Annotated in this window: 19 protein-coding genes and 2 tRNA genes; 17 read left to right on the top strand and 4 right to left on the bottom strand. The window is 50.5% G+C overall.

Going from position 1 to position 26,851, the window contains the following annotated elements; genetic code table 11:
* Positions 1–73: 73 nt before the first annotated feature.
* Positions 74–1,192 carry an A/G-specific adenine glycosylase gene (gene mutY / locus FYJ78_RS06725; protein ID WP_154620631.1) on the bottom strand — a complete coding sequence of 373 codons (1,119 nt, stop codon included), beginning with the start codon at positions 1,190–1,192 and terminating at the stop codon, positions 74–76.
* Positions 1,193–1,546: 354 nt separating this feature from the next.
* Here mutY and ilvN point away from each other — a divergent pair, with 354 nt between their 5' ends.
* The 9 genes from ilvN (at position 1,547) to rfbB (ending at position 10,477) form a co-directional block, all read left to right on the top strand.
* Positions 1,547–2,077: an acetolactate synthase small subunit gene (ilvN, locus tag FYJ78_RS06720; protein WP_154620630.1), complete on the top strand. Its 531-nt coding sequence runs from the start codon at positions 1,547–1,549 to the stop codon at positions 2,075–2,077.
* Positions 2,058–3,074, top strand: coding sequence for a ketol-acid reductoisomerase (gene ilvC / locus FYJ78_RS06715; protein WP_154620629.1), 1,017 nt, complete (start codon positions 2,058–2,060; stop codon positions 3,072–3,074). Before ilvN ends, ilvC begins: the two co-directional genes overlap by 20 nt.
* Before the next feature lie 152 nt (positions 3,075–3,226).
* Positions 3,227–4,489, top strand: coding sequence for a 3-isopropylmalate dehydratase large subunit (leuC, locus tag FYJ78_RS06710; protein ID WP_154620628.1), 1,263 nt, complete (start codon positions 3,227–3,229; stop codon positions 4,487–4,489).
* Between the two features lies 1 nt (position 4,490).
* Positions 4,491–4,979 (top strand): 3-isopropylmalate dehydratase small subunit, encoded by a 489-nt coding sequence (locus FYJ78_RS06705; protein WP_154620627.1) that lies wholly within the window; start codon positions 4,491–4,493, stop codon positions 4,977–4,979.
* A 15-nt stretch (positions 4,980–4,994) separates the two neighbouring features.
* A complete protein-coding gene (gene leuB, locus FYJ78_RS06700; protein WP_154620626.1) occupies positions 4,995–6,062 on the top strand; it encodes a 3-isopropylmalate dehydrogenase in 1,068 nt (355 codons plus the stop codon).
* A gap of 38 nt (positions 6,063–6,100) precedes the next feature.
* Positions 6,101–7,765, top strand: a complete 1,665-nt coding sequence (gene ilvB / locus FYJ78_RS06695; protein WP_328597663.1) for a biosynthetic-type acetolactate synthase large subunit — start codon at positions 6,101–6,103, stop codon at positions 7,763–7,765.
* 187 nt (positions 7,766–7,952) lie between these two features.
* On the top strand, positions 7,953–8,825 hold the full coding sequence (rfbA, locus tag FYJ78_RS06690) for a glucose-1-phosphate thymidylyltransferase RfbA (RefSeq protein ID WP_154620625.1): 873 nt from the start codon (positions 7,953–7,955) through the stop codon (positions 8,823–8,825).
* A 16-nt stretch (positions 8,826–8,841) separates the two neighbouring features.
* On the top strand, positions 8,842–9,402 hold the full coding sequence (gene rfbC, locus FYJ78_RS06685) for a dTDP-4-dehydrorhamnose 3,5-epimerase (protein WP_154620624.1): 561 nt from the start codon (positions 8,842–8,844) through the stop codon (positions 9,400–9,402).
* A gap of 31 nt (positions 9,403–9,433) precedes the next feature.
* Positions 9,434–10,477: a dTDP-glucose 4,6-dehydratase gene (gene rfbB, locus FYJ78_RS06680; protein WP_154620623.1), complete on the top strand. Its 1,044-nt coding sequence runs from the start codon at positions 9,434–9,436 to the stop codon at positions 10,475–10,477.
* A 115-nt stretch (positions 10,478–10,592) separates the two neighbouring features.
* Here the strand turns inward: rfbB and FYJ78_RS06675 are convergent.
* Positions 10,593–10,668, bottom strand: a tRNA-Ala gene (locus FYJ78_RS06675).
* 259 nt (positions 10,669–10,927) lie between these two features.
* On the opposite strand from FYJ78_RS06675, the gene FYJ78_RS06670 reads away from it, so the two are divergent.
* The 4 genes from FYJ78_RS06670 (at position 10,928) to FYJ78_RS06655 (ending at position 15,250) form a co-directional block, all read left to right on the top strand.
* Complete coding sequence (locus tag FYJ78_RS06670) at positions 10,928–12,436, top strand: IMP dehydrogenase (RefSeq protein WP_154620622.1); 1,509 nt, start codon at positions 10,928–10,930, stop codon at positions 12,434–12,436.
* A gap of 197 nt (positions 12,437–12,633) precedes the next feature.
* On the top strand, positions 12,634–13,311 hold the full coding sequence (locus FYJ78_RS06665; protein ID WP_154620621.1) for a response regulator transcription factor: 678 nt from the start codon (positions 12,634–12,636) through the stop codon (positions 13,309–13,311).
* Complete coding sequence (locus FYJ78_RS06660) at positions 13,311–14,636, top strand: sensor histidine kinase (RefSeq protein WP_154620620.1); 1,326 nt, start codon at positions 13,311–13,313, stop codon at positions 14,634–14,636. Before FYJ78_RS06665 ends, FYJ78_RS06660 begins: the two co-directional genes overlap by 1 nt.
* Before the next feature lie 173 nt (positions 14,637–14,809).
* Positions 14,810–15,250, top strand: a complete 441-nt coding sequence (locus FYJ78_RS06655) for a hypothetical protein (protein WP_154620619.1) — start codon at positions 14,810–14,812, stop codon at positions 15,248–15,250.
* 155 nt (positions 15,251–15,405) lie between these two features.
* On the opposite strand, the gene FYJ78_RS06650 is transcribed toward FYJ78_RS06655, so the two are convergent.
* The gene (locus FYJ78_RS06650; RefSeq protein ID WP_154620618.1) at positions 15,406–16,566 is read right to left on the bottom strand and encodes an FprA family A-type flavoprotein; all 1,161 of its coding nucleotides are present in this window, start codon (positions 16,564–16,566) and stop codon (positions 15,406–15,408) included.
* Positions 16,567–16,786: 220 nt separating this feature from the next.
* Here FYJ78_RS06650 and FYJ78_RS06645 point away from each other — a divergent pair, with 220 nt between their 5' ends.
* The 4 genes from FYJ78_RS06645 (at position 16,787) to nifJ (ending at position 25,368) form a co-directional block, all read left to right on the top strand.
* Complete coding sequence (locus FYJ78_RS06645) at positions 16,787–18,043, top strand: efflux RND transporter periplasmic adaptor subunit (RefSeq protein ID WP_154620617.1); 1,257 nt, start codon at positions 16,787–16,789, stop codon at positions 18,041–18,043.
* A complete protein-coding gene (locus FYJ78_RS06640) occupies positions 18,040–21,132 on the top strand; it encodes an efflux RND transporter permease subunit (protein ID WP_154620616.1) in 3,093 nt (1,030 codons plus the stop codon). Before FYJ78_RS06645 ends, FYJ78_RS06640 begins: the two co-directional genes overlap by 4 nt.
* 48 nt (positions 21,133–21,180) lie before the next feature.
* Positions 21,181–21,257, top strand: a tRNA-Pro gene (locus FYJ78_RS06635).
* 586 nt (positions 21,258–21,843) lie between these two features.
* A complete protein-coding gene (gene nifJ / locus FYJ78_RS06630; RefSeq protein ID WP_154620615.1) occupies positions 21,844–25,368 on the top strand; it encodes a pyruvate:ferredoxin (flavodoxin) oxidoreductase in 3,525 nt (1,174 codons plus the stop codon).
* Positions 25,369–25,479: 111 nt separating this feature from the next.
* On the opposite strand, the gene FYJ78_RS06625 is transcribed toward nifJ, so the two are convergent.
* On the bottom strand, positions 25,480–26,784 hold the full coding sequence (locus tag FYJ78_RS06625; protein ID WP_195847897.1) for a hemolysin family protein: 1,305 nt from the start codon (positions 26,782–26,784) through the stop codon (positions 25,480–25,482).
* Positions 26,785–26,851: the final 67 nt, after the last annotated feature.

Below are 26,851 nucleotides of genomic sequence, written 5' to 3'. Positions count from 1 at the left end.
GTTTTTCTATGATAATATTTCTTTAATGATAGAAAAAATCCTTCTGTGGGGGGGAAAGGAAAGAGGAAAATTTTTATTTCATGGACTTTGTTGTCGGATGATACAGATAGGGAAGGTAATGGCTGAATGCTGCCGGTACACTATATGTTTTAGCGATTTCCTGCGGGGTGACCCAGCGCAGAGGAAGGGAAGAGTCGGCAACGATGCAGCATGGGGCGGCGAGGCAGATGAGCCAGCCGCTCAATTTCCATTCGACATGAGAAAAAATATGACGGGCCTCAGGCAGAGGAACGAGCGAGTCGGCTGTCAGGCCGTATTGGCGCAGGTACTTGCGAATTTGCTGGCTGGCTGCTTTTCCGGGAAGATTCGGGAATTCCCAGAGACCGGCCAGCAGACCTTTTTTTGGTCTTTGGTGCAGGGCGTAGGTATTGCCCTGGCGGAGAAGCAGCACCGTGTATTGTTCAACACGCCGGGGCCGCGCCGCTTTCTTTACGGGGAAGTCCTGTTCACGGCCCGCTTCGTGAGCCAGGCAGAGTGCGGCAAGCGGGCAACGGGGGCAGTGTGGCGCTCCGTGCGGCAGGCATATCGTAGCGCCGAGGTCCATAAATGCCTGATTGAGCGCGCCGGCTGATGATCCGGAGGGATAGAGCGGCGACAGGGCGTCCGTAACGGCCCGGCGTGTGCGGGCTGAGGCAATATCGGCGGAGCTGGCCAGTACGCGCGATACGATGCGGAGTACGTTGCCGTCAACGGCTGGCCATGGCTTTCCCCAGGCGATTGCACCGATGGCGCCTGCCGTGTAAGGGCCGATTCCGGGAAGGTTTTGCAGAGCGGATTGATCCTGCGGAAGTTTCCCGTGATGACGATCCATGATGATGCGGGCGGCTTTCTGGAGATTGCGCGCGCGGGAGTAGTAGCCAAGCCCTTGCCATAGTTTCATGAGAAGCGTTTCGTCGGCAGCGGCAAGGGCGGGAATATCCGGCAGAGCATCCAAAAAGCGTTCATAATATGGGATTACAGCGGAAGCCCGCGTCTGCTGAAGCATGATTTCCGACAGCCAGGTATGATAGGGATTAGGAGATTCGCGCCATGGAAGCTGGCGGTTATCGGCTTGCGCCGGATACCATTGCAGCAGAGGGGGAAGAATGTCCGGAAGAATATCGGTATGAGAAAGCGGTAACGTCTGGTTCATATAAATCACCTTTTGCTTGAGAAAAGATTGTTTGTCATAACGCCGGTTAGGGCATGTGTCTTTTTATTATATAGGAACAAAAAAAGGATGAAAAGCCTGAAATAATTCAGAAAATAATGAGTACGCGATGGACAAATTCCGTCTGTCGGGGACAATATGGCGGAAATAACAGCATGGATGGGAAGTTTGTTTTTATATGAGAGAATGATGAATAAAAAATATTAAAAAAAGGGGAAATATGTTACATTCACCTATTGACAAAAATGTACTTGCGAGTAATAATGTATACATGCTTTACAACATTACACATTAAAGCGGCGCGGAGAGACCGTCATGAGTAGGAGGGCTGGTCACATGAAGCATGTTTTGTCTGTATTCGTTGAAAATCAGACAGGGGTACTGGTCCGGGTTGTAAGTATGTTTTCCAGACGCGAGTTCAATATCGACAGTTTGTCGGTAGGTGTGACAGAGCAGCCGGGGTATTCGCGCATTACTGTAGTGGTGCATGGCGATGAGAATCTGGTTGAACAGATGATCAAGCAGCTGGAGAAAATGCCGGTTGTTCGGGCAGTTCAGCGTTTGGATGAAAAAGTGGCTGTATGCCGCAGCATGACGTTGATCAAGGTACGGGCAGAGGATGCCAATCGTCTCGATGTCCTGAAAATGGCAGAGCTTTTCCGGGCTCATGTCGTGGACGTAGAATCTTCGACGCTTATTTTTGAGATAACGGGAAGCGATGACAAGGTTACAGCTTTTCTGAAGCTGGTCCGGCCTTACGGCATCGCGGAGGTCATCCGCACCGGGTTGATTGCGCTGGAGCGCGGTGAGCATACAATCTATGAACATTGTGAGGAGAGAGAGTACTATGGCAAAAACTTACTATGATCAGGATGCGAATTGGGAATTGATGAACGGCAAAACGATTGCCATTCTTGGCTATGGCAGTCAGGGCCATGCACATGCCCTGAATCTGAAGGACAGCGGCGCGAATGTCATCGTAGGTCTTTATGAAGGTTCCAAGTCCAAGAAAGTGGCCGAGGAGCATGGCCTTAAGGTTTACTCCGTCGCTGAAGCGGTCAAGCAGGCAGATATTACGACGGTCCTGATCCCGGATGAGAAACAGGCGGACGTTTATAAAAATGAGATCGCCCCGAATCTCAAATCCGGCAGCGCTCTGGTTTTTGCTCATGGATTCAATATCCATTATCAGCAGATTGTTCCTCCTGCTGATGTTGATGTATTCATGGTGGCGCCGAAAGGGCCGGGACATCTGGTTCGCCGTACGTTCACTGAAGGATCGGGCGTTCCGGCTGTATTTGCCGTTTATCAGGATGCTTCCGGGAAGTGCTTTGATCTGGCTCTTGCTTACGCGAAAGGGCTGGGCGCGCTGCGCTCTGGTGCTTTGCAGACGACGTTCCGCGACGAGACGGAAGAAGATCTTTTCGGCGAGCAGGCTGTTCTTTGCGGCGGCGTCTGCCAGTTGATGCAGACTGGTTTCGAGGTACTTGTCGAGGCAGGTTATCCGCCGGAAATGGCTTATTTTGAGTGCTTCCATGAAATGAAACTCATTGTGGATCTTTGCTACGAGGGCGGTTTCACGAAGATGCGCAAGTCGATTTCTGATACGGCTGAGTATGGCGATTATATGGTCGGCCCGCGTATCATTACGGAAGAGACGAAGAAAGAGATGAAAAAGGTACTCAAGGAAATCCAGGATGGCACGTTTGCACGCAACTGGCTGCTTGAGAACCGTTCGGCTGGCCGCGCGAATTTCCTTATGGAGCGCCGCCTCCATGCAGAGCATCCGATCGAAAAAGTGGGCAAGGAACTGCGTGCTATGATGCCGTGGCTTAAAGATGGTGCGGATCTGTCCAAGGACTGAGACGCGTGCGCCTTTTCTGAAAGGGCATTTTATAGAAGAAGGGATTCTGTTCCTTTCTGTTGAATAGACAGGAAGAGCGGTATAGGGCTGTCGCACTTGGCGTGTTGCTTGATGCGGCAGCCCTGTCTTCATTAAGGAGGGCAACAAGAATTATGGGAATGAATATGACGGAAAAGATTCTGGCTCGTCATGCGGGGCTGGAGTCTGTATCGGCAGGTCAGCTGATCACCTGCAAGCTGGATATGGTACTGGCTAATGATATTACAGCGCCTCCCTCAATAAAAAAATTCGAGGAAATTGGCCGTCCGGTATTTGATCCGGAAAAAATCGCATTGGTTCCCGATCACTTTCAGCCGTCGAAGGATATCAAGTCGGCGGAGCTGGCCAAGGCAGTGCGTGACTTTGCACATAAGTGGAAGATTGTTCATTATTTTGAGCAGGGCCGCGTAGGTATTGAGCATGTCATTTTGCCGGAACTGGGGATCGTCGGGCCAGGGATGCTGACCATCGGCGCCGATTCTCATACCTGTACATATGGAGCGGTCAACGGCTTTGCGACTGGGGTCGGCTCGACGGATCTCGGAGCTGCAATGGCTACGGGCGAGGCCTGGTTTAAGGTACCGGAGGCCATTAAGGTAGAGCTTACCGGCAAAAAACCGGCGGACATCAATGGAAAGGATGTCATTCTCACGCTCATTGGTATGATTGGTGTGGACGGTGCGCGCTATAAGTCTCTGGAATTTACCGGTCCGGGGGTTCGGGAACTCACGATGACCGACCGTCTGACCATTGCCAATATGGCTATCGAGGCCGGCGGGAAGAACGGGATTTTCCCCTTTGATGAAATCACTAAAGCATATGTAGACGGGCGGGTTAAAAAGCCGTATGAGCCGGTGGAAGCGGATCCGGATGCGAGCTATTGCCGCACGGTGAAGATTCATCTCAGCGACCTCAGGCCGGTGGTGGCTTTTCCACATCTCCCGGGCAATACGAAACGCGTGGAAGATATTCCTGAGCCGATTCGCATCGATCAGGTTATTATCGGCTCCTGCACAAACGGCCGTCTGGAGGATATGGAAATCGCAGCATCCATTCTCAAAGGACATAAGGTGGCAGATCATGTGCGCTGCATTGTGATCCCCGGCAGTCCTGCTGTCTATAAGGAGTCGATGCACCGGGGCTATATCGATGCGTTTATCGATGCGGGATGTGCCGTTTCTACGCCGACCTGCGGCCCATGTCTCGGTGGATATATGGGAATTATGGCAGCAGGTGAAAAATGCGTTTCGACGACGAACCGCAATTTCCGCGGCCGCATGGGTCATGTGGACAGTGAGGTTTATCTGGCTGGTCCGCATGTCGCGGCAGCCAGCGCGATTCTGGGACGCATCGCAACGCCGGAGGAGGTAAAGTGAGATGAAATTAGAAGGAAAAGTTTGGCGGTACGGGGACAATATTGATACGGATGTCATCATTCCTGCCCGATACCTGAATTCTTTTGATCCGAAGGAACTGGCCAGCCATTGTATGGTCGATATCGATGAAAGCTTTGCGCAGAATGTCAAGGCCGGAGACATCATGGTTGGCGGGCGTAATTTTGGCTGTGGCTCCTCCCGTGAACATGCTCCGGTGGCAATCAAGGCATCTGGCGTTCCCGTTGTTATTGCTGCGAGTTTTGCGCGTATTTTTTATCGCAATGGAATCAATATCGGTCTGCCTTTGCTGGAAATCGGCGATGATGTGGAAAAGATTAAGGCGGACGATCAGCTTCGCGTTGATACCTCTACCGGCGTGATTGAGGATCTTACGACGGGAGACGTTTTTCACGCACATCCGCTGCCGGGCTTTATTCAGGATATTGCAGCGGCAGGCGGGCTCATTGAATACATTAGGACGAAAAAATAAAGGCGGGAAGAGAACATGTCATATCAGATCACAGTGATTCCAGGCGATGGAATCGGTCGGGAAATCACGGATTCGGCCGTAGAAGTATTGAAAGCCGTGGATGGAAAATTTGGACTGGGCCTTTCCTATTCTTATCATGACGCGGGCGGCACAGCCTATGACAAATTCGGAACGCCTCTGCCTCAGGAAACACTCGATGCCTGCAGAAATTCCGATGGTGTTCTGTTTGGTGCAGTCGGCGGGGATAAATGGGATCATGTCGATCCGGCTTTGCGTCCGGAAAAAGCTATCCTCGGCTTGCGCAAGGGGCTCGGCCTTTATGCCAATCTGCGTCCGGTCAAGGTTGCGGACGCGCTGGTGGAATATTCTCCGTTAAAGCCGGAACTGGTTCGCGGTGTCGATCTCGTCATCGTGCGCGAACTCATCGGCGGGATTTACTTTGGTGAGAAATGTGAATCTGAACCGTATAACGGCACGGAACGGGCCTGGGATTTAGAAAATTATTCTGTGCCGGAGGTAGAGCGCATTGCCAAACTGGCCTTCGAGACGGCAAAGCTGCGCCGTGGCAAGGTTACCTCAGTGGATAAGGCGAATGTTCTGGCGACGTCCCGTCTGTGGCGCCGGACCGTGGAGTCGGTTGCCCAGGCATATCCGGAGATTGAGCTGAGCAGCCTTTATGTGGATAACTGTTCTATGCAGCTGGCCATTCGTCCGACACAGTTTGATGTCATTGTGACCGGCAATTTGTTCGGCGATATCCTTTCGGATGAAGCGGCGGTTATCGGCGGTTCGATTGGCATGATGCCGTCTGCTTCCATTGGTACGAGCACCAGCCTTTATGAGCCGATTCATGGCAGCGCACCGGATATTGCGGGCAAGGGGATTGCCAATCCGATGGGAACGATCCTTTCGGCGGCTATGCTTCTGCGGTATTCCCTGCATGAAGAAGAAGCTGCTGCAACTGTGGAAAAAGCCGTAGACCAAACGCTGGCTGACGGTTATCGCACGCCGGATCTTTGGAAAGAGGGATTCCGGAAGGCAGGCACGGAGGAGATTACCCGCATGATCTGTGATCGGATTTAAATCGTTATTGTCAGGCAGATTATTCAGGAGGTGGTTGTGTGAAGGGCGCACAAGCGGTGGCAGCCTGTCTTAAAGAGCAGGGTGTAGATACGGTTTTTGGTTATCCGGGCGGCATGATTCTTCCTCTGTATGATGCTTTTTATGACGATCGGGAGATTCGGCAGATTCTTGTTACGCATGAGCAGAATGCGGCTCACGCCGCAGATGGTTATGCGCGGGCTTCCGGCAAGGTAGGGGTCTGCATTGCTACTTCCGGTCCGGGGGCGACAAACCTCGTTACGGGACTGGCGACGGCATTTATGGATTCCATTCCGGTTGTAGCGATAACCGGGCAGGTTGATACAGCATTGCTGGGGAAAGATGCCTTTCAGGAAACGGATATTCTCGATGTCACCATGCCGGTTACGAAACACAATTACAAAGTAAAGGATGTCCGCCAGCTGGTTCCGACTATTCGTGAGGCTTTTGAGCTGGCTCGTGAAGGGCGGCCGGGGCCGGTTCTGGTGGATGTGCCGCGTGACCTGTTCCTGAAAGAGACGGAATATGACGCTCAGAAACCGGAGCCATGTACGCACGGCGTACCGGATGCGGACTTTTTGATCTGTGTGGCGGAAGCCGCCCATGAAATTGTCCGGGCCAAGCGTCCGGTAGTCATTGTCGGCGGCGGCGTGATTTCGGCGGGAGCCTCACGGGAAGTTTTGGCTTTCCTTGAGGCATTTCATCTTCCGGCAGTTCATACACTGATGGGGTTGGGGGCTATTCCGCGGTCGAATCCACATTCGCTTGGCTTCGCCGGCATGCATGGAGAAAAAGCAGCGAACCATGCCATTGCAGCGGCAGATCTGGTCATCGCGCTGGGCAGCCGCTTTGGCGATCGTCAGACAGGAAATATAAAAAAATATACACAGAATACCAAGTTTATTCATATTGATATCGATCCGGCGGAAATTGATAAGAATATCGGCAATTCGCTGGGACTGGCAGGGGATATGAAGGTCATCTTGTCCTTGCTGATGAAAAATGAAGGCGGATCGGCACATACGGATTGGTGGACGCAGATTCGCAAGTGGCAGGATGCATATGAATATGATTATCAGCAGAACCGGCTTACGGTTCCCTGGGCTATGCACCAGATCGCGGTGAGTACAAAGGGAAAACCGTATGCGTTTGCTACCGATGTCGGTCAGCATCAGATGTGGGCGGCTCTGCATCTTCGCGTTGAAGAGCCGAGAACCTGGCTGACTTCGGGCGGACTGGGTACGATGGGCTTTGGTCTGCCGGCAGCCATGGGAGCGCAGCTTTATTTCGGCAAAAGCCGCCGCGTGATTCATGTGGCCGGCGATGGCGGAATCAAGATGACGGGCAATGAATACTATACGATTGCCCGGCTGAATTTGCCTGTCCTGTCTTTGATCATCAACAATACCAGTCTTGGTATGATACGCCAGCTGCAGAAAGTCATGTACAAGGAACGATATATTGCCTGCGAATTCGATTATCCTATGGATTACGCGGCGTATGTCCAAAGTTTTGGCATTGCGGCTGAGACCGTATCGACGCAGGAGGAATTCGCAGAGGCATTGGCCCGGGCTCTGGAAGATCAGGACCATCCGCGTGTCATCGTGCTCAACGTATGGCGCAGCTTCGTCGAACCCATGATCAAAGGCGGCGCCCGTATTGATGAATTTGTAGAGTTCAAATGAAGACCGTCGCACTCCCTTGTAAATTAAGGGGTGAGACTTATTTTTGCCTGTAGTTTGTCAGCGTTGCATTTTGCCCGCAGCCCCTGCCTTTCGGGGGAAAGGAAGGACAAAAGAATAGAAAAAAAGGACAATCGCCTTGGTTTGTTGTATAATAATAAAGATAACAACATACGGAGGTGATTTTCTTTTGGTAAAAAAAGGAATCATTTTGGCCGGCGGATCGGGGACGCGTCTGTATCCGCTGACGAAGGTTGTGTCCAAGCAATTGATGCCGGTCTATGATAAACCCATGATTTATTATCCGCTCAGTACGCTGATGCTGGCCGGAATACGGGATGTTCTGATCATTACGACGCCGCCGGACCGCGAGCTCTTTGCCCGCCTGCTCGGAGACGGGAGCCAGTTTGGCATTCATATCTCTTACGCGGTTCAACCGAGTCCTGATGGATTGGCGCAGGCGTTCCTGATCGGTGAATCATTCATCGATGGACAGTCCTGTGCCTTGATTCTGGGCGATAACATTTTTTATGGATCGGATCTGGCGCAGGCGATGCAGCGCGCCGCTTCACAGGATGATGGCGCTACGGTTTTTGCCTATTATGTATCGGATCCTGAACGGTATGGCGTTGTGGAATTTGACGCACAGGGGAAGGCGCTCAGTTTGGAAGAGAAGCCGGTCTCCCCGCGTTCAAATTATGCTGTGACGGGATTGTATTTTTACGATCGGGATATTGTAGAAATTGCCCGGGATATCCGCCCAAGCGCACGAGGTGAGCTGGAGATTACCGATGTGAATAATGTCTATCTGGAACGAGGAAAGCTTCAGGTAGAAAAGATGCGCCGCGGTTATGCATGGCTGGATACCGGTACGCATGAGTCCCTGTTGGATGCTGCCTCCTTTGTTCGTACGATTCAGGCCAGACAGGGGCTGAAAATTGCCTGTCTGGAAGAGATCGCGTATCGCATGGGCTATATCAATGCTGCCAAAGTGGAAGAACTGGCGCAGCCGCTGCTCAAAAACGAATACGGACAGTATTTGATTCGCATGATCCGGGAGTGAAAGGGGAAAACAGAAGATGAAAGCAACAGAAACGGCGTTGAAAGGCGTCTATATACTGGAGCCGCAGGTGTTTGGCGATGCCCGCGGCTGGTTTATGGAGAGTTGGTCCAGGCGCAAGCTGGAGGAAGCCGGGATCTTTGTCGATTTCGTTCAGGATAATCAGTCCTTTTCCGCACAAAAGGGAACGCTGCGCGGCCTTCATTATCAGTTGAATCCCATGTGTCAGGCCAAGCTTTTGCGCTGTACGCGGGGCAGGATTTTTGATGTAGCTGTCGATATCCGGAGCGGATCTCCGCAGTATGCACAATGGGTCGGCGTAGAACTGTCTGCTGATAATAAAAAGCAGCTGTTTATTCCGCGTGGTTTTGCGCATGGCTTTATTACGCTGACCGACGAGGTGGAGGTGCAGTATAAGGCGGATAATTATTATGCGCCGGAATGTGATGGAAATATTCGCTGGGATGATCCGCAGATTCATATCGATTGGCCGATCCAGCCGACAGTCTTGTCGGATAAAGATAAAAAAGCTCCGCTGCTCAGGGAACGTACCAATCTGAATTTCATTTACGGGGAATGAGATCCGGAGCAAACACAAAGGGGGACTTTTTATGAATATTATCGTAACGGGGGGAGCCGGATTCATCGGTTCAAATTTCATCTATTATATGTTGAAAAAACATCCCGCAGATCGGATTATCTGCTATGATAAGCTGACCTATGCCGGTAATATGGAAACCTTGGAAAAGGCTTTGACAAAGGAGAATTTCAAATTTATCCGGGGAGATATCGCCGACCGTAAGGCAGTATACCGGATGTTTGAAATGGAAAAACCGGATGTCGTGGTCAATTTTGCTGCTGAGTCTCATGTAGACCGGTCCATTGAGAATCCGGAAGTTTTTTTGCAAACGAATGTAATTGGCACGAGCGTCCTACTGGATGCCTGCCGGAAATATGGTATTGACCGCTATCATCAGGTTTCCACCGATGAGGTATACGGAGATCTTCCGCTGGATCGTCCGGATCTCTTTTTTACGGAGAACACGAATCTGCATACGTCCAGCCCGTATTCTGCCTCAAAGGCGGGAGCAGACCTGCTGGTCATGGCTTATCACCGGACCTATAACATACCAATCACGATTTCCCGGTGTTCGAACAATTATGGGCCGTTCCATTTTCCGGAAAAACTCATCCCGCTGATGATTATCAATGCTTTGTCGGATAAAAAGCTTCCTGTTTACGGCGACGGGCGCAATGTCCGCGACTGGCTTTTCGTCGGGGATCACTGTGCCGCGATTGACCTGATTCTCCGAAAGGGCAGAGTCGGTGAGATTTATAATATCGGCGGGCATAATGAGCGGTCGAATCTGGATGTGGTTCGTACGATTCTGCAGGAGCTCGGCAAGAGCGAGGATCTGATTGAGTTTGTGACGGATCGCAAGGGGCATGACCGCCGCTATGCGATTGATCCTTCAAAGGTTCGTAATGAACTGGGCTGGGAGCCGGCTACCGCCTTTGAGGATGGAATTAAGGAGACGGTTCAGTGGTATTTGAATAATCGTGACTGGTGGATGGGAATTATCAGCGGGGATTATCAAACCTATTATGAACGTATGTATGATAACCGTTCCGCACTGGAGTTTTCGAAAATATAAACCAAGGGGAGAACTGTTTTTGTCAGTTCTCCCTTTTATGATGAGGATGGGGGTATCGATAAAAAGCATACAAAAAAACCAGACGCGAAAAATCGGTCTGGCTATCTATTTCTTATGGTGGAGACAAGGAGGATCGAACTCCTGACCTCTTGAATGCCATTCAAGCGCTCTCCCAGCTGAGCTATGCCCCCGTTGATTTGTTTCATCAACAGGTAATAGTATAGGGGATAATAGAAAAATTGTCAAGGAAAATTTTTTCCTGCGTTTGAAATTGTGATCGCCTGCAGAAGGAGGGATTTTATGGGCAGGGCATATTCCTTTATTACGGCAATCCACAGCAACTTACGGATTGACAGAGAATTGTTGATATATTACAATATATAACAATATCCATCAATGCTTTTTATTTGGCGTTTCCGTGTTGTATCATTCAAGAAAGAAGGGGTTACGTTGGCATTCTATTTTGAAGAACCATCACACACATTTGGCGAGTATTTGCTGGTACCGGGGTATTCCTCCGACCAGTGCATTCCGAATAATGTATCGCTTAGGACTCCGCTGGTGAAATTCCGGAGGGGAGAGGAGCCGAAGCTTTCGATGAACATACCGATGACTTCGGCGATTATGCAGGCGGTTTCTAATGATAAAATGGCCATTGCCCTGGCTAAAGAGGGCGGCGTATCCTTTATTTACGGATCACAGTCCGTGGAAGAAGAAGCAGCGATGGTAGCACGCGTCAAGAATTATAAATCCGGATTTGTGAGCAGTGATTCCAATATCAAGCCGACGACGACGCTGGGCGAGATTCTGGATCTTTTACAGAAAACGAGCCATTCTACCATGGCTGTTACAGAAGATGGGACAGCAGACGGAAAACTCCTTGGTATTGTGACAAGTCGGGATTATCGCGTCTCGCGTATGTCTCTGGACACGCCGGCAGCGGAGTTTATGACACCGTTTGAGAATCTGATTTATGCCAAGGCCGAAGAGGTTACGACGATTAATGAAGCCAATGACCTGATCTGGGAACACAAGCTCAATATGCTGCCGATTGTTGATAAGGATCAGCATCTTCGTTATATGGTATTCCGCAAGGATTATAATGACAATAAGGAACATGAACTTGAACTTATTGATTCCAACAAGCGTTACATCGTCGGCGCTGGCATCAATACGCGTGATTATGCGGAGCGCGTTCCGGCACTCTTGAAAGCAGGCGCCGATGTGCTTTGTATCGATTCTTCCGAAGGCTTTTCGGAATGGCAGCGTATTACCTTGAAGTATATTCATGAGAATTTTGGCGACGAGGTAAAAGTCGGTGCAGGCAATGTTGTTGATGGTGAGGGCTTCCGTTTTCTGGCGGAAGCGGGTGCGGATTTTATCAAGGTCGGCATTGGCGGAGGTTCTATCTGCATCACGCGCGAGACGAAAGGCATTGGCCGCGGGCAGGCTACGGCACTTATCGATGTGTGCCGCGAACGCGATAAATATTATGAGGAAACGGGCGTATATATTCCGGTTTGCTCGGATGGCGGCATTGTTCACGACTACCATATGACGCTGGCATTAGCTATGGGGGCGGATTTCCTTATGCTGGGACGCTATTTCTCCCGCTTTGATGAAAGTCCGACCGATAAGGTGAAAGTCAACGGTACTTATTACAAAGAATATTGGGGCGAAGGCTCTAATCGCGCCCGCAACTGGCAGCGTTACGATCTGGGCGGCGCACGCAAGCTTTCCTTTGAAGAAGGTGTCGATTCTTATGTACCGTATGCAGGACCTCTTAAAGATAACGTTCAGACTACCCTGGCTAAAATCCGCAGTACGATGTGCAACTGCGGAGCCCTGACCTTGCCGGAATTCCGCGATAAGGCAAAGCTGACGCGCGTTTCGGCAACGAGTATTGTCGAAGGCGGCTCTCATGACGTTATTTTGAAGGATCGTCTCGGCAGAGAATAAGTTTTTGCAAAAACGATCCGAATGAGATCACGGAAAGAAAACTCCTCCGGACAAGACAAAGGTCCGCCTTTGTCTGATCCGGGGGAGTTTTTTGCTGAGAGCAAAACAAGCCTTATATCGAACAGCTTTTCATAGGAATTTCAACTTTTATGGCGTATAATAAAATCAAGAGATTCTTGGAAAGTGGAGGTCGTTTTATGCGGGTACTTTTAGCTGAGGATGACAAGCGTCTGGGCAAGCTGATTCAATATATGCTGGAACAAAATGATATACAGGTTGAGTGGGTGACGAACGGCAGCGACATCTATGAATATGCGAAATATACGGATTATGATATTCTGATTTTGGACTGGATGATGCCGGGGGAGACAGGAGTAGATGCCTGCAGCCGCCTGCGGAAGGATGGATATGAAAAAGCCATTCTGATGCTGACCGCACGTGATTCGGTGGAAGATCGTGTAACGGGACTGGATGCCGGCGCTGATGACTACCTTGTAAAGCCGTTTGAATTTGCGGAGCTTTTGGCGCGGTTGCGTGCTCTGGGACGGCGCAGTACGCAGAAAATTCAGCAGGATGTGATTGAAGTAGGTGAGTTTTCGCTGAATCGGACATCCAAGGTTTTGAAGAAAAAAGATCAGGTCATTCAACTTTCTCCCCGGGAGTTTCAGATTTTTGACCTGCTGGCCCAGAATATTGGCATTGTTGTGCCGAGGGATATTATTCTGGATCGTATCTGGGGGCTGGAGTCGGATGTCAGTTCCAATAATATTGATTCTTACATGAAGATTTTGCGTAAGAAGCTGGATCTGGGAGATGGAGAAACCGCTATCCGCACGGTCCGCGGCGTCGGCTACAAATTGGAGGCTCACAAGTAATGACGGAGAATCTTTTCGGCAAGAGCCGCCGAAAATTGACGATGCTGTATTCTTTTGTCATGATTATTTTTCTGGCCGTGCTGATTTTTGCCATGCATCAGTCGATGGAATGGTCCATTCGCTCAGAGCAGGCCAGAGAGCTTTGGGATACGGCGGATAATGTGGCTGAAGCTCAGAAATATCTGAATCAGCATCCGGAACTGGTCATTGATGATACGGTGGCCTATAAGAGTACCAATGACCGGCTGTTCTTTTATGTATTCGATGAGGACGGCCGGCTGCTGAACTTCGCGCGCGCCTCTTTTCGCATTGAGCCTTTTATTCTGGATGTCATGTCGCAGTGGTCCTCGCAGCCCGGCGATGTGGTCGTGGTGACGAAGCCGCGCAGCAATGGAAATAAGACCAAGATCATGCTGACCATGCAAAAGGTACAGGATCCGGGGATGCCGGTTCAGACGGTTTATGTCGGCAAGGATGTCACAGCGCTTTATAATGGAATGGAGAAGGCGACGATAATCATGGCGGGCATGGGGCTTCTGGCTTTGCTTATTGCGACGATTGTGGGGCATATCCTTTCTGGCAAAGCGATGGTCCCGCTTAAAGCAGCTTATGAAAAACAGCGTCAGTTTGCGGCTGATGCCAGTCACGAGCTGCGGACGCCGCTGGCTGTTGTCATGGCATCGGCGGATCTGCTGCAGAACGATCCGTCCATTCAATCGCCGTTTCTCAAGCAGGTGATTGAAGATGTGCGCGATGAAGTCAAGAAAATGACGAAATTAGTCAGTGATCTGTTGGTTGTAGCACGCAGTGACAATAAGGCGCTCAAGATTAAGCCGTCGAAATTCGATTTTGGCGCGGTAGTCGCTCAGACGGCAAGGCTGATGCAGCCGCTGGCCGACCAAAAGGGGGTTGCGCTGAACGCAGAGGGGCTTCCTAAAGTAATCATTCAGGCAGATGAGCAGAAAATCCGCCAGCTGGTTTTAATTTTGGTGGACAATGCGGTGAAATATACGCCGTCCGGCGGCCATGTGACGGTGGAATTTCGCAAGGCAGAAAAAGGGAAAGTATGTCTTGCTGTATCGGATACGGGAATCGGTATTTCCAAAGAGGATCAGGAGAAGGTTTTTGATCGCTTTTACCGTGTGGATAAGGCTCGTTCCCGGGAGATGGGAGGAAACGGATTGGGGCTTGCCATCGCTCAGGAAATCGTCAATCTGCATCAGGGCACCATACGGATTGACAGCGAACTGGGTAAGGGGACGACCTTTTTGGTCACATTGAGAACAAGAAGAAAGACAAAGGGAAATCCTTTAAATCTGTTTTGATTCAGCAGCCTGCTGCTCCGGACTCATTCGGGCAGCGGGCTTTTTTTCGTAGTTGGGCGCAGATGGTTAGATTAAGCAGGATTTTTTTTGCGAAAAGAGAATAATTGTAGAAGATAGAAATATGAGTAAAGAATAAGAAAATTTTTTCGCAATGGATGGAAGAGGGTGCGAGGATGAAGCAGGGCCGTTTCGATGAACGTCTGGATGAGATTATGGTCCGGGCGGCTATGCGCCTGCAGGAAAGGATGAGGCTGGCCTATTTCCGGGGGAATTTGACCGGCTATCTGGAGCGGATCGGGCTGGCTGGTGAGATTGAGCCGGAGCGGCTGAAACGCGGTAGCCTGCTGGAACTGCAGGATGAAGCGGCAATCATCATGGCGGCAAAAATTCGGCAGGCGCGCAGCAAGGGATATTTGAAGGAATGGATGAAAACGTTGAATATGCAGGAGCTTTTAGTCAGATATCCAGACTCTCCGCACGGCAGCAGTGCCGCGGTGAAATCAAAAAATCAGCCATCCTGCCCGCTGAAGATGGTAAAAGGAAAACATGGTCCTGAAACGGGCAGTAGCGCAGGACGAAAGACATCCAAGCCGCAGTTTACCCTGATCCAGTGAAGAAAGCAGGGGAAATTGTATATTGCCCCCAGAGATGTTTATTTTATTTTTCCGGGATTATAAATTGAGAAGGCGTATGGTCGAACCATAAAAAACATCCGGTTCTCTTCATATATGAGGAGAGCCGGATGTTTTTTATAGAGGGGATAAATCCGTCAGAGAGACTGGACCGCAGCGGTAATTTCCTTTAACTGTTCGGACGTCGGAACGTTGGGGATGCGAATTTTGTCCAGGATAATTTCGCATCCTGCCGCTTTGAGTTCTTCTTCTACCTGACCGATGCTTTGTCCTCCCCAGCCATAGGATCCGAAGGCGAATGCCTTGTGATTCCGGGGAGCCAGTCCCTTAAGATAGCAGAGGAATGCGGCGATGGTGGGCATCATCTGGTTGTTGATTGTCGGCGAGCCGACGGCCAGATATTTGCTGTCCAGAATTTTTGTTACGATATCGGACATATGATTTTCTTTGATGTCGTAGAATGAGACGGGAATTCCTTTTTGTGTAAAGGCTTCGGTAATGGTTTTCGCGATGGTCTCCGTGGAGTGCCACATGCTGTCGAAGACGACGACAGCCCGGTCGTTGACTTCACAGGATGACCATTTCTGATAAGCGGAAAGAATTTCTGCAACATGACTGCGCCAGATCAGGCCGTGGCCGGTAGCGATCATGGCAATGTCCAGTCCGTTTACTGCTTTGAGGGCAGTTTGCGCCTGACGCCCGTAAAGCATGAGGATATTTGCGTAATACTTTTTGGCTTCCCATAGAACCGTAGGAAGGTCATTTTCATCATCAAATCGTTTGCTGGAAGCAAAATGCTGACCGAAGGCATCGTTGGAGAATAAGATTTTTTCTTCCGGGCAATAGGTCACCATGCTGTCCGGCCAGTGGAGCATCGGCGTCGGTACAAACTGCAGCCGGCGATGTCCGATGCAGAGCTCATCCCCGGCTTTTACGCCTTCATAAGGCAGCTCGCCGTAGCGGGCTTTCAATCCTTTTAGTCCATTTGGCAGACTGGTGATGATTTTTGCATTGGGGCAGAGTTGGGCAATCCGGGGAATCGAACCCGAGTGATCCGGCTCGACATGGCTGGAGATAATATAGTCGATTCTGGCTGGATCAATAACGGAGGAAATACGGGCAAGGAGCTCATCCGCAAAGGAATCCTTGACCGTGTCGATCAGGGTGATTTTTTCGTCGAGAATGAGATAGGCATTGTATGTAGAGCCGCGGCCTGTCTGGTAGCCATGGAAGCTGCGCATGGACCAGTCGATCGCACCGACCCAGTAGATGTCTTTACAGATTTTTACTGCTTGCATAGGATAAAGCCTCGCTTTCCGATAGAGAGATACATGACAACCTTATAACAGGATTCAACAAGGTATACCGATTTCCCTGCCGGAGGAAGAAAAACTTTTGGAAGCGGGAAAGGGTTCTTCAGATTTTATTGAGATGTTTATCGTTTCGTGATGGAAATCGACGATATTGCGTGATAAAATAAATACGAACTGAGAGTAAATCGTATGAGGAGAATGGATTATGCGTCACAAATTTCGGGAAATGAATCGACGGGAACGGTTTATAGCTGGAGGCTGTTGTCTTCTGCTTCTCATGACGGCCTGCTATTTTTATTTTGGGCAGGACAGAACGATCAAAAAAAAGATTCGGCGGGACTTGCCGCTGGTTAAGGTGCAGACGATTGTGCGTCAGGATATGATGCGGCATATCTCTTTGTCCGGTCAGACGGTAGCTGATGCCAATATTCCGTTGGCACCGAAATATACCGGCCGCATTATGGCGGTCCATGTTCAGCTGGGCGATGAAGTAAAGGCCGGACAGGTTCTTTTGGTACAGGATACCGGCGATCTGGATATCTCGATCGATCAGAATGCGGCGGCGGCGAATGCGGCGCGTGCCGATGCCCGTGAGGCGGCTGCTTCGTACGATGCGAATTATATTAAGGCACAGAATGCCTATGTACTCGAAAAGGGAAAATACGAGCGGAATCAATATTTGTATTCGATCGGTGCGATTTCACAGGATACACTCGATTCGGTTCAGCAGGAATACATGGCGAGCAAGGCCGCTTACGAGGTGCTGGCCAATCAGGCACAGGACGGCGATGCCGCGAGTGTCCAGTCCAAGCAGTTTACTGCGGAGAAACAGGAATATGCTACGGATGCGTTGATCCGTCAGCGCGGAGATATGATTTTGCGCGCTCCCCGCGACGGTATCATTGGTTATCGCAATGCGGAGGTTGGAGCGATTGTCACGGCGGGCACCAAGGTACTGTCTCTGGTCGATAACAGTCATATCAATGTGGACTGTACGTTGTCAGAGGGGGACGCGGCGATCCTGCAGTCGGGGATGCCGGTTCAGGTTACGATCGATGCGCTCGGCCAGGATTTTGACGGACAGATCGTTTATGTCAGTCCGGCGATGGATGACAGTTCGAAGACCTATCAGGTGCGCATCGAACTGTCGGAGAATGATCAGGATATCAAAGCAGGTCTGTTTGCCCATACGTCGATTGATATTTTGCAGCGCAGGGATGCGTTGTTCGTTCCCAAAGAGGCCGTTTTGTCCAGAAACGGACGGCAGACCTTGTTTGTTCTTCTGACGGACGGGACCGTGGAGGAACGGGAAGTGAAAATCGGACTGATCAATGATACGTCCGAAGAGATTCTCGATGGTCTGCAGGATGGAGAAACGGTAGTGCTGACCAATCAGGATAAGCTGAAGAATGGCGCCAGAGTCGAGGTGGCAGAAGAGGACATGGAGGCGGATGGAGAATGAATCTGACCCGTTTATCGATTTCCCGTCCGGTAGGCATTTCCATGGTCGTCGCATTTTTTGTTGTGCTGGGCCTGTACAGCTATTATCGGATTGGTGTGGAGCTGCTGCCTGCTTTAAATACACCGTATGTTACCGTTTCTGTTAAATATCCGGGCGCCAGTGCGGAATCTGTGGAACAGGAGATTGTAAAACCCGTCGAGGATGCACTTTCCTCTGTGGCCGAAGTCAAAAAAATCACATCAACGGCCAGCTATGAACGCGCACGCGTCATGCTGGAGCTGAATTTCGATGCCAATGCGGATACCGCTGCGATTGATGCGTCCAAGAAAGTCGAAGCGATCAAGAATAAATTGCCAGATGAAGCGGATTCCCCCGTGGTCATCAAGCGCGATATCAATGCGAAGCCCATCGTCGAACTGGCCGTGATGAGCCAGCACAGTCTGGCAGAAACGTACACCATGACCGATCGTGTTTTTCAGGAAACGCTGCAGCAGGCCGGCGGCGTTTCGGAGATTGAACTGCATGGCGGGCGGGATAAGGAAGTTGCGGTTGAAGTAGATCGTGATAAGATGGCGGCGTATAAGCTGACTTTGGCCAGGATTGCTGCGGCAATCCGCAATGAAAATCAGCTGCTTCCTTCCGGGGCGGTCTATACGGAAACGACAAAATCGGATGTCCGTGTCATTGCCCAGTATAAAAAAGTACAAGATATTGAAAAGGTGCAGGTTCAGAATACGGACGGGAAAATGATCCCGCTGACTGCTGTTGCGTCGATTCGCGAGCAGGATGCCAGAACGGACCGGTATGGACGCTTGAACGGACAGGATGCAATCAATGTTCTGGTTTATAAAAACAGCGACGCGAATGTGGTAGAAACAGCGGCAAATATCATGCAGGCTGTCCGGAAACTGCAAAAAGCATATCCGGATTATCAGTTTGTCGTGGTGTCTAATGATGCAGACTATGTTCAGGATTCGCTTCACAATACGCTGGGGACTTTGATCGAAGGGCTGTTTACGACAGGATTGGTCTTGTTCCTGTTCCTGCGCGGCTGGCGTTCTACGGCTGCGGTTATGATTGCCATTCCTACCTCATTGGTTTCCACGTTTTTTGTCATGTATTTGGCCGGGTTTACCTTTAATATGATGTCGCTGATGGGGATGACCTTATGTGTCGGCATACTGGTTGATGATTCCATCGTTGTTTTGGAAAACATCACGCGGCATTTGAAAATGGGAGAGGCGCCGGCTAAAGCTGCGGAGAATGGGCGGACGGAAATCGGCATGGCCGCCATTGCTATCACCCTATGTGATGCGGCTGTATTTATGCCGATTGCCTTCATGAACGGCATGACCGGTCAGTATTTCCGTCAGTTTGGCCTGACCATTGTCTTTGCGGGATTTTTCTCGCTCTTTGTGTCGTTTACGTTGACGCCGATGCTGGCTTCCCGATTTTTCCGGAACGGGTATCATCCGGCAAAAAAGCGTTTGTGGTCATTTATGGATCGTGTGGAGTCAGCCGCTGTGAACTGTTACGAGCGAATTTTACGCTGGAGCCTCGGCCATCAAAAAAAGCTGCTGGCTGTCATTTCACTGTGTTTCCTCGGTGTGATGGCCATGGTGCCGCTGGGCCTTGTCGGAGCAGAATATATGCCGCAGACGGATGAGTCGAGCTTTACCGTAAATATTCAGGGACAGGTGGGATCTTCGGCGGAGGAGACGAACCGGGTGGCCCGTCAGATTGAAGAAAAACTGGCTGAGATACCTGAAGTGCGTTATTATATGACGCAGGCTGGCGGCTCGACTGCATATGAAGGCCGGATTAAAGTGCAGCTCACGGATCGCAGAGACAGATCCCGCTCTGTTTGGGAGATTGCCAATGAAGTACGCGAAGAGGCGGCCAAGATACGCAATGCGGATATTCGTGTTTCGGAAACGCAGTCGAACGTAGCCGGGATATCTGGCGGAGGCGGTGCGAAAAATGGCGGCGGCGCCCTGCAGATTGAACTGCGCGGAAACAGCAGTCAGCTTAATGATGCGGCGGAAAAAGTCATGAATATCCTGCAAAATGAAGTGACGGGCGTCACCGATGTGAACAGCTCCTATACGGAAGGCATGCCGGAGCTGCAGCTGACGGTTAACCGGGATAAATTGAAAACATACGGTACCTCGCTGGCTGATGTGGATACGGCATTTGCCTCCGCTATTTCCGGCCTGTCGGCAGGGGAGCTTAAAAACGATGAGAGAAACGGGGGGCAGGATACGAATATCAAGGTGCGGTTTAAAGGGGCGGATGGATATAAGCCGTCGGATGTATCCCATGTTCCGATTTCCGCCAACGGGCATCTCATTTATCTGGGGGATGTAGCTGAAATACGCAACGGCCGGGGGCCTGTCAGCATTCGCCGTGTGGACAAGCAGCGTTCCATTGCGATTGGTGCCAATCTGACTGGCCGACCAATCGGTGATGTGACCAAAGATGTGAAGAAAGCATTGGATAAAGCCGGCCTTGGTGATGGTATCACCTATCAATTCAAGGGACAGGCCACCCGGATGAATGATACGTTCAAGGATCTGCTGAGTGCGCTTCTGCTGGCAATGGTTTTGATCTATATGCTGCTGGCTGTACTTTATGAGTCGGTGCTCACTCCGTTTATCCGTATGTTTTCTCTTCCTCTGGGCCTTATTGGCTCCATTCTGCTTTTGTTTCTGACGCATAATACGCTGAATCTCTATTCGATGATCGGTATTTTGGTCATGGATGGGATTGTGGCAAAAAACGGTACGCTGCTTATTGATTATACCCTGACACTGATGGATCGAGGCAGGTCTGCACTGGATGCGGTTATTGAGGCAGGATGCGTTCGCCTCAAGCCGATTTTTATGACGACCATTACGATGATGACGGGCATGCTGCCGACTGCGCTGGCTATGACTGCGGGGTCGGAGACGCGGTCATCGATGGCCTGGGTGATTATTGGCGGCCTTTTGACTTCTACGGTATTTACCTTGGTGATTATTCCAATTATTTTTCTTCACTTTTATCAGCGCAAAGAGCCGCGGGAAAGCAAAAAAATCGGTATCGGATAAAAAATCCTTGCATTGTTCCCTGAGTTGAGGTATAATGATTTCTGTTGTCGGGATGTGGCACAGTTTGGTAGCGCGCTTCGTTCGGGACGAAGAGGCCGCAGGTTCGAATCCTGTCATCCCGACCATTTTTTGGAAATGAACCAGCAGAGGGATCTGCTGGTTTTTTTTTATTTCCTTTGTGGAGGAAAAAATAAAATTATTTATCTTATCATTATTTTTTATTATAAAAAGACATAGAGCTGACGGCAGCAGTTCTGCGAGGGTTTAGAACGCCTGCAGCGCAGGCCGGCAGAAGAGGTGATCGGTGCTGCAGGCTTTGCAGGGAGGAAGCTTTTTCTGCGGTGTCGGAAATAGAATACAAAACAATAATAAACCGATTCCTTTTCGATTGTATAAAAATTTACCCATAAATTTTATATGCGAATGGATTCATTTATGGAAACAATAAGCAGAAACTATAACGGAATATGCGTGAAAAAAGGCGCAAACCCTGTTTTTACGCAAAAAGACATTCTTTCGAGTTTACAATCGTTTTTTGACGGTGTATAATAGGACTGTATAAAAGCGCACGGAAGAGGTTCCGCTCATGGTGATATATTATGCATAATAGATGAATTTTTATGCAATCTTATTTTACATTGACCGGTTTACCTTTGAAGTGCGTTCAAGCGTATTCTCTTGTATTTCATTTAGAGGGGAGCAAAACAAAACATGAGCAAAAAGATGAAAACCATGGACGGCAATACCGCTGCCGCCTATATCTCCTATGCTTTTACGGATGTCGCGGCTATTTATCCGATTACGCCGTCTTCGCCGATGGCTGAGCATGTGGATGAGATGGCGGCACATGGACAGAAAAACCTCTTCGGCCAGAAGGTCCGCGTGATCGAGATGGAATCTGAAGCAGGTGCTGCAGGAGCTGTACATGGTTCGCTGCAGGCAGGAGCCCTCACCACGACGTACACGGCATCGCAGGGCTTCCTGCTGATGATTCCGAATCTTTACAAGGTGGCCGGCGAACTGCTTCCGGGCGTGTTCCATGTCAGCGCCCGTGCTCTGGCTGCGAACTCCCTGAATATTTTTGGCGATCATCAGGATGTTATGGCTGCGCGGCAGGCAGGCTGCGCAATGCTGGCGGAAGCAAGCGTTCAGGAAGTTATGGATCTTGCGGCCGTAGCGCATCTTGTCGCTATTAAAGGCCGCGTTCCGTTCATTAATTTCTTTGATGGATTCCGCACGTCGCATGAAATCCAGAAAATCGAAATGGTGGACTATGAGGATCTTTCGAAGATTCTTGACTGGGATGCTGTTAAGGAGTTCCGCCGCCGCGCACTGAACCCGGATCATCCGGTCATCCGTGGTACGGCTCAGAATCCGGATGTGTATTTCCAGGAGCGCGAGGCATCCAATAAGTATTACCATGCGCTGCCCGAGCTGGTGGAAGAGGCAATGGCGCAGATGGCAAAAATCACCGGCCGCGAGCACCATTTGTTTGATTATTATGGTGCCAAGGATGCGGACCGCATCATCATTGCGATGGGATCGGTCTGCCAGGCGGTTCAGGAGACGGTGGATTATCTGAATAAGAACGGCGAGAAAGTCGGCCTGCTGTCCGTACATCTTTATCGTCCGTTCTCCTTGGAGCATTTCTTCAAGTACCTGCCGAAGACAGTACGCAAGGTCGCTGTCCTCGATCATACGAAAGAACCCGGCGCGCTCGGAGAACCGTTGTATCTCGATGTCAAGGCTGCGTTCTACAGCTCGGATCTCAATCCGGTCATTGTCGGCGGACGTTTCGGCCTTGGCGGTAAGGATACTACGCCGGATCAGATTTTTGCCGTCTTTGAGGAACTCAAGAAGGATGCACCGAAGGATGGGTTTACGATCGGAATTGACGATGACGTAACCAACACGAGCCTGGCGCCTGTTATGAGCGATGTAGACCTGACGCCGGAAGGCACGACGGCCTGCAAGTTCTGGGGCCTTGGTTCAGATGGTACGGTCGGCGCAAATAAGAGTGCCATTAAAATCATCGGCGATAAGACGGACATGTATGCTCAGGCTTATTTTGCCTATGATTCGAAGAAATCCGGCGGCATCACGATGTCGCATCTCCGATTTGGCAAACAGCCGATCACAAGCCCGTATCTTATCAATAAGGCGGACTTCATTTCCTGTTCGCAGCAGTCTTATGTGTACAAATACGATCTGCTGGCAGGTCTGAAGAAGGGCGGAAAGTTCCTGCTCAATACGGTTTGGACGGATGAAGATCTTACGAAGCATCTGCCGGCTTACATGAAACGGTATATTGCTAAGAATGACATTGAATTCTATACGGTAAACGCTGTAGAAATTGCCAAGGAACTTGGTCTGGGCGGCCGTTTCAATATGGTCATGCAGTCGGCGTTCTTCAAGATCGCGAATATTATCCCCATCGATACGGCTGTCAAGTATCTGAAAGATGCAGTGGTCACTTCTTATGGCAAGAAGGGACAGAACGTGGTGGATATGAATAACGGGGCGATCGACAAGGGAATCGATGCCTTGCACCGTGTGGCTGTCCCGGCAGATTGGGCGAATGCTGCTGACGAAGAGGTGTCGAAGAAAGGTGTCCCTGCGTTCATCACGGAAATTCAGGATGTGATGAATCGTCAGGAAGGCGATAAGCTGGCCGTTTCCAAATTTGCTGATGGGATGGAAGACGGTACGTTCCCGGTAGGCGGTGCTGCCTATGAAAAACGCGGCACGGCGATCAATGTGCCGGTCTGGAACGCGGAAAAATGTATCGGATGCAATAAGTGTTCTTATGTCTGCCCGCATGCTACGATTCGCCCCATTCTTACTACGGATGAGGAACTGGCGGCAGCTCCGGAGGGGTTCCCGTCCAAACAGGTCAAGACCGTCAAGGATTATCATTTCACGGTAGCTGTTTCCACGATGGACTGCCTCGGCTGCGGAAACTGTGCGCAGGTATGCCCGGTCAAGGCGCTGGATATGAGCCCGCTGGATGATAACCGCAAGGCGGCGCAGGTCTACTTTGATTACGGGGTGGATCCTGCAAAGGTCGCGCCGAAGAAGAATCCGATGAAGAAGGAGACGGTTATCGGTTCCCAGTTCGAACAGCCACTCTTCGAATTCTCCGGTGCCTGCGCCGGCTGCGGCGAGACGCCGTATGCAAAACTTCTCACTCAGCTTTTCGGCGACCGCATGATGGTAGCCAATGCAACAGGATGCTCGTCGATTTGGGGCGGCAGTGCGCCGGCTATGCCGTATACGACGAATCATGCAGGTCATGGACCGGCTTGGGCAAATTCCCTGTTTGAGGACAATGCGGAGTTCGGTCTTGGTATGTTCCTCGGTACGAAAGCCGTTCGCGACAGCCTCGCAGCAGATGCCCAGTCCGCGATTGAAGCCGGCAAAGGCAGTGCAGATCTGCAGGCCGCTTTGAAGGACTGGGTAGAGAATCTGGACAATGGCGCTGGCACGCGCGATCGCGCGGATCGTCTTTCTTCGCTGCTGGAGGCGGAGAAGGGCAGTGACGAGACGCTGAACAAACTCTATGAGAACAAAGACTACTTCGTTAAACGTTCTCAGTGGATCTTCGGCGGTGATGGCTGGGCTTATGATATCGGCTATGGCGGTGTAGACCATGTCCTTGCCTCTGGTGAGGATGTCAATGTCTTCGTATTTGATACGGAAGTATATTCCAATACGGGCGGGCAGGCTTCCAAGGCAACGCCGGCCGCTGCCATCGCTCAGTTTGCTGCATCCGGCAAACGGACGAAGAAAAAAGATCTCGGCTTGATGGCGAAGTCCTACGGATATGTTTATGTCGCTCAGGTGGCTATGGGAGCGGATCAGAATCAGCTGCTCAAAGCCATTACGGAGGCCGAGGCATATCATGGCCCATCGCTCATCATTGCTTATGCGCCGTGCATCAATCATGGTATTCGCAAAGGCATGGGCTGCAGCCAGCTGGAAGAAAAGCTTGCTGTTGAGTGCGGTTACTGGGCAAATTACCGGTATAACCCGGAACTGTCCGGCACGGATAAAAACCCGTTCAGTCTGGATTCCAAGGAACCGGATTTTGGCAAGTTCCAGGAATTCCTCATGGGAGAAAACCGCTACATCAACCTCAAGCGTTCTTTCCCGGAGGCAGCGGAGGCTCTCTTCGAAAAGACGCAGCGTGATGCGCAGACTCGTTATGAAACCTATAAGAAATTGGCGGGTAAATAAGAATATCAATCCCTGAAACACCTTCTGCCTTCCCTTTGGGGAAGGCAGAAGGTGCTTTGTATGCAGTAAAAAGGCGGATCCGGATGAAAATCTGGATCCGCCTTTTGGGTGTTATTTTTGCAAAGGGCTCGCTTGCGTCTGAGAACGTGTAATCATGATCTTGTCGATACGGGCGCGATCCATGTCCACTACCTCAAAGATCAGACCGTTCCATTCTTTTCGCTCGCCTGCCTTGGGGATATAGCCGAAGTATGAAGTCAGGAAGCCGCCCATGGTCTGATAATGGTCGTGATCTTCGTCGGGGAGTTCGTCGATATCGAATCGTTCCTTGAAATCATCGATGGATAAAAGTCCGTCGACCAGCCAGGAGTTTTCGTCCCGCTGCGTGATCTGTGCCGGCTCCGGTTCATTGGCTCCATGGGAATCTCCAATAATTTCCTGTACGATGTCATCCAGTGTCAGAAAACCAATGACGCCGCCGTATTCATCGAGGACCATGGCTTCGTGAGTCCCGGTCTGACGGAATTTTTCCAAGACACGGAATGTTTCCATTGAACGCGGGACGAACAGCGGTTTTCGGATATACTGTGAAAGTTCCAGCGGCCGCCGCTCAAGCGAGGCGTTCAGCAGGTCCTTGGCATACAGTACCCCGCAGAAGTCATCCAGACTGTCGCGGCCGACAGGAAAGATATCCTGTGGCGTTTCGCGGATCAGGCGCAGGTTATGCTTCAGTGGATCGGAAAGATCAAGCCAAAGCATCTGGGTTCGCGGCGTCATCAGAGAATAAGCCGTCTGATCACTCATATGAAAAATGCGGTCGACCATGTTCTGTTCCGTCTTTTCAAAGGTTCCGTCTTCCGTTCCCTGCTCGATCAAATCCTTGACTTCATCCTCTGTGACGGTATCTTCAATATTGGGGTTGATGCCGATCAGCAACAGAATCAGGTTTGCGGACCGGGAACAAAGCGAAAGAAGCGGCTGCATGAACTTTGCCAGACGGTTCAGGCTGCGGTGATGATTCAGCAGGAACTGCTCCGGGTTCTGCAGCGCCGTCTTTTTGGGGAGGAATTCACTGAACAGAAGCGTCACATAAGTGACGACAAGAATGCTGACCATAAGGGAAAGAAGATAGGCATGAGGAATGAAGTGGATGAACCGGGCTAAAACAGGAGCGAGAAACGCTCCCGTCAGCAGGCCGGTCAAAATGCTGGATAAGGTGATCCCCGCCTGGGCAAGCGGCAGCATCCGATCCGGATTCTCCAGTATAATCAGTGCAGGCGCTGCGTCCGGGTGACCTTCCTCCTGTAATTTTTCCAGTCGTCCCCGGTGGCTTTCAGCCATGGCGATTTCTGCCATAGAGAAAAAGCCGTTGATACTGAGAAACAGAATCAATAGAATCAGCAGTAAAGCAGCCATAGAATTGTCCAAGTGCAGTTCATCCTTTTCCGTAAACTTAAATTTCGTCAATCATACATAACACTTT

This window comes from Wylensekiella montiformis (assembly GCF_009697385.1).
GTDB lineage: Bacteria > Bacillota > Negativicutes > Selenomonadales > Selenomonadaceae > Selenomonas_A > Selenomonas_A montiformis.
Note: the sequence above shows the minus strand (reverse complement) of the source record. Positions and strands in the feature narration are given on the sequence as shown.

Bases quoted from the DNA above. Each gene is read 5' to 3' on its own strand.
- rfbB (WP_154620623.1), top strand. From the start codon at position 9,434: ATGAATATTATCGTAACGGGGGGAGCCGGATTCATCGGTTCAAATTTC.
- ilvN (WP_154620630.1), top strand. From the start codon at position 1,547: ATGAAGCATGTTTTGTCTGTATTCGTTGAAAATCAGACAGGGGTACTG.
- rfbC (WP_154620624.1), top strand. From the start codon at position 8,842: ATGAAAGCAACAGAAACGGCGTTGAAAGGCGTCTATATACTGGAGCCG.
- FYJ78_RS06665 (WP_154620621.1), top strand. From the start codon at position 12,634: ATGCGGGTACTTTTAGCTGAGGATGACAAGCGTCTGGGCAAGCTGATT.
- ilvC (WP_154620629.1), top strand. From the start codon at position 2,058: ATGGCAAAAACTTACTATGATCAGGATGCGAATTGGGAATTGATGAAC.
- FYJ78_RS06655 (WP_154620619.1), top strand. From the start codon at position 14,810: ATGAAGCAGGGCCGTTTCGATGAACGTCTGGATGAGATTATGGTCCGG.
- leuB (WP_154620626.1), top strand. From the start codon at position 4,995: ATGTCATATCAGATCACAGTGATTCCAGGCGATGGAATCGGTCGGGAA.
- FYJ78_RS06625 (WP_195847897.1), bottom strand. From the start codon at position 26,784: ATGGCTGCTTTACTGCTGATTCTATTGATTCTGTTTCTCAGTATCAAC.
- FYJ78_RS06650 (WP_154620618.1), bottom strand. From the start codon at position 16,566: ATGCAAGCAGTAAAAATCTGTAAAGACATCTACTGGGTCGGTGCGATC.
- FYJ78_RS06645 (WP_154620617.1), top strand. From the start codon at position 16,787: ATGCGTCACAAATTTCGGGAAATGAATCGACGGGAACGGTTTATAGCT.
- mutY (WP_154620631.1), bottom strand. From the start codon at position 1,192: ATGAACCAGACGTTACCGCTTTCTCATACCGATATTCTTCCGGACATT.
- FYJ78_RS06660 (WP_154620620.1), top strand. From the start codon at position 13,311: ATGACGGAGAATCTTTTCGGCAAGAGCCGCCGAAAATTGACGATGCTG.
- FYJ78_RS06640 (WP_154620616.1), top strand. From the start codon at position 18,040: ATGAATCTGACCCGTTTATCGATTTCCCGTCCGGTAGGCATTTCCATG.
- nifJ (WP_154620615.1), top strand. From the start codon at position 21,844: ATGAGCAAAAAGATGAAAACCATGGACGGCAATACCGCTGCCGCCTAT.
- leuC (WP_154620628.1), top strand. From the start codon at position 3,227: ATGGGAATGAATATGACGGAAAAGATTCTGGCTCGTCATGCGGGGCTG.
- FYJ78_RS06705 (WP_154620627.1), top strand. From the start codon at position 4,491: ATGAAATTAGAAGGAAAAGTTTGGCGGTACGGGGACAATATTGATACG.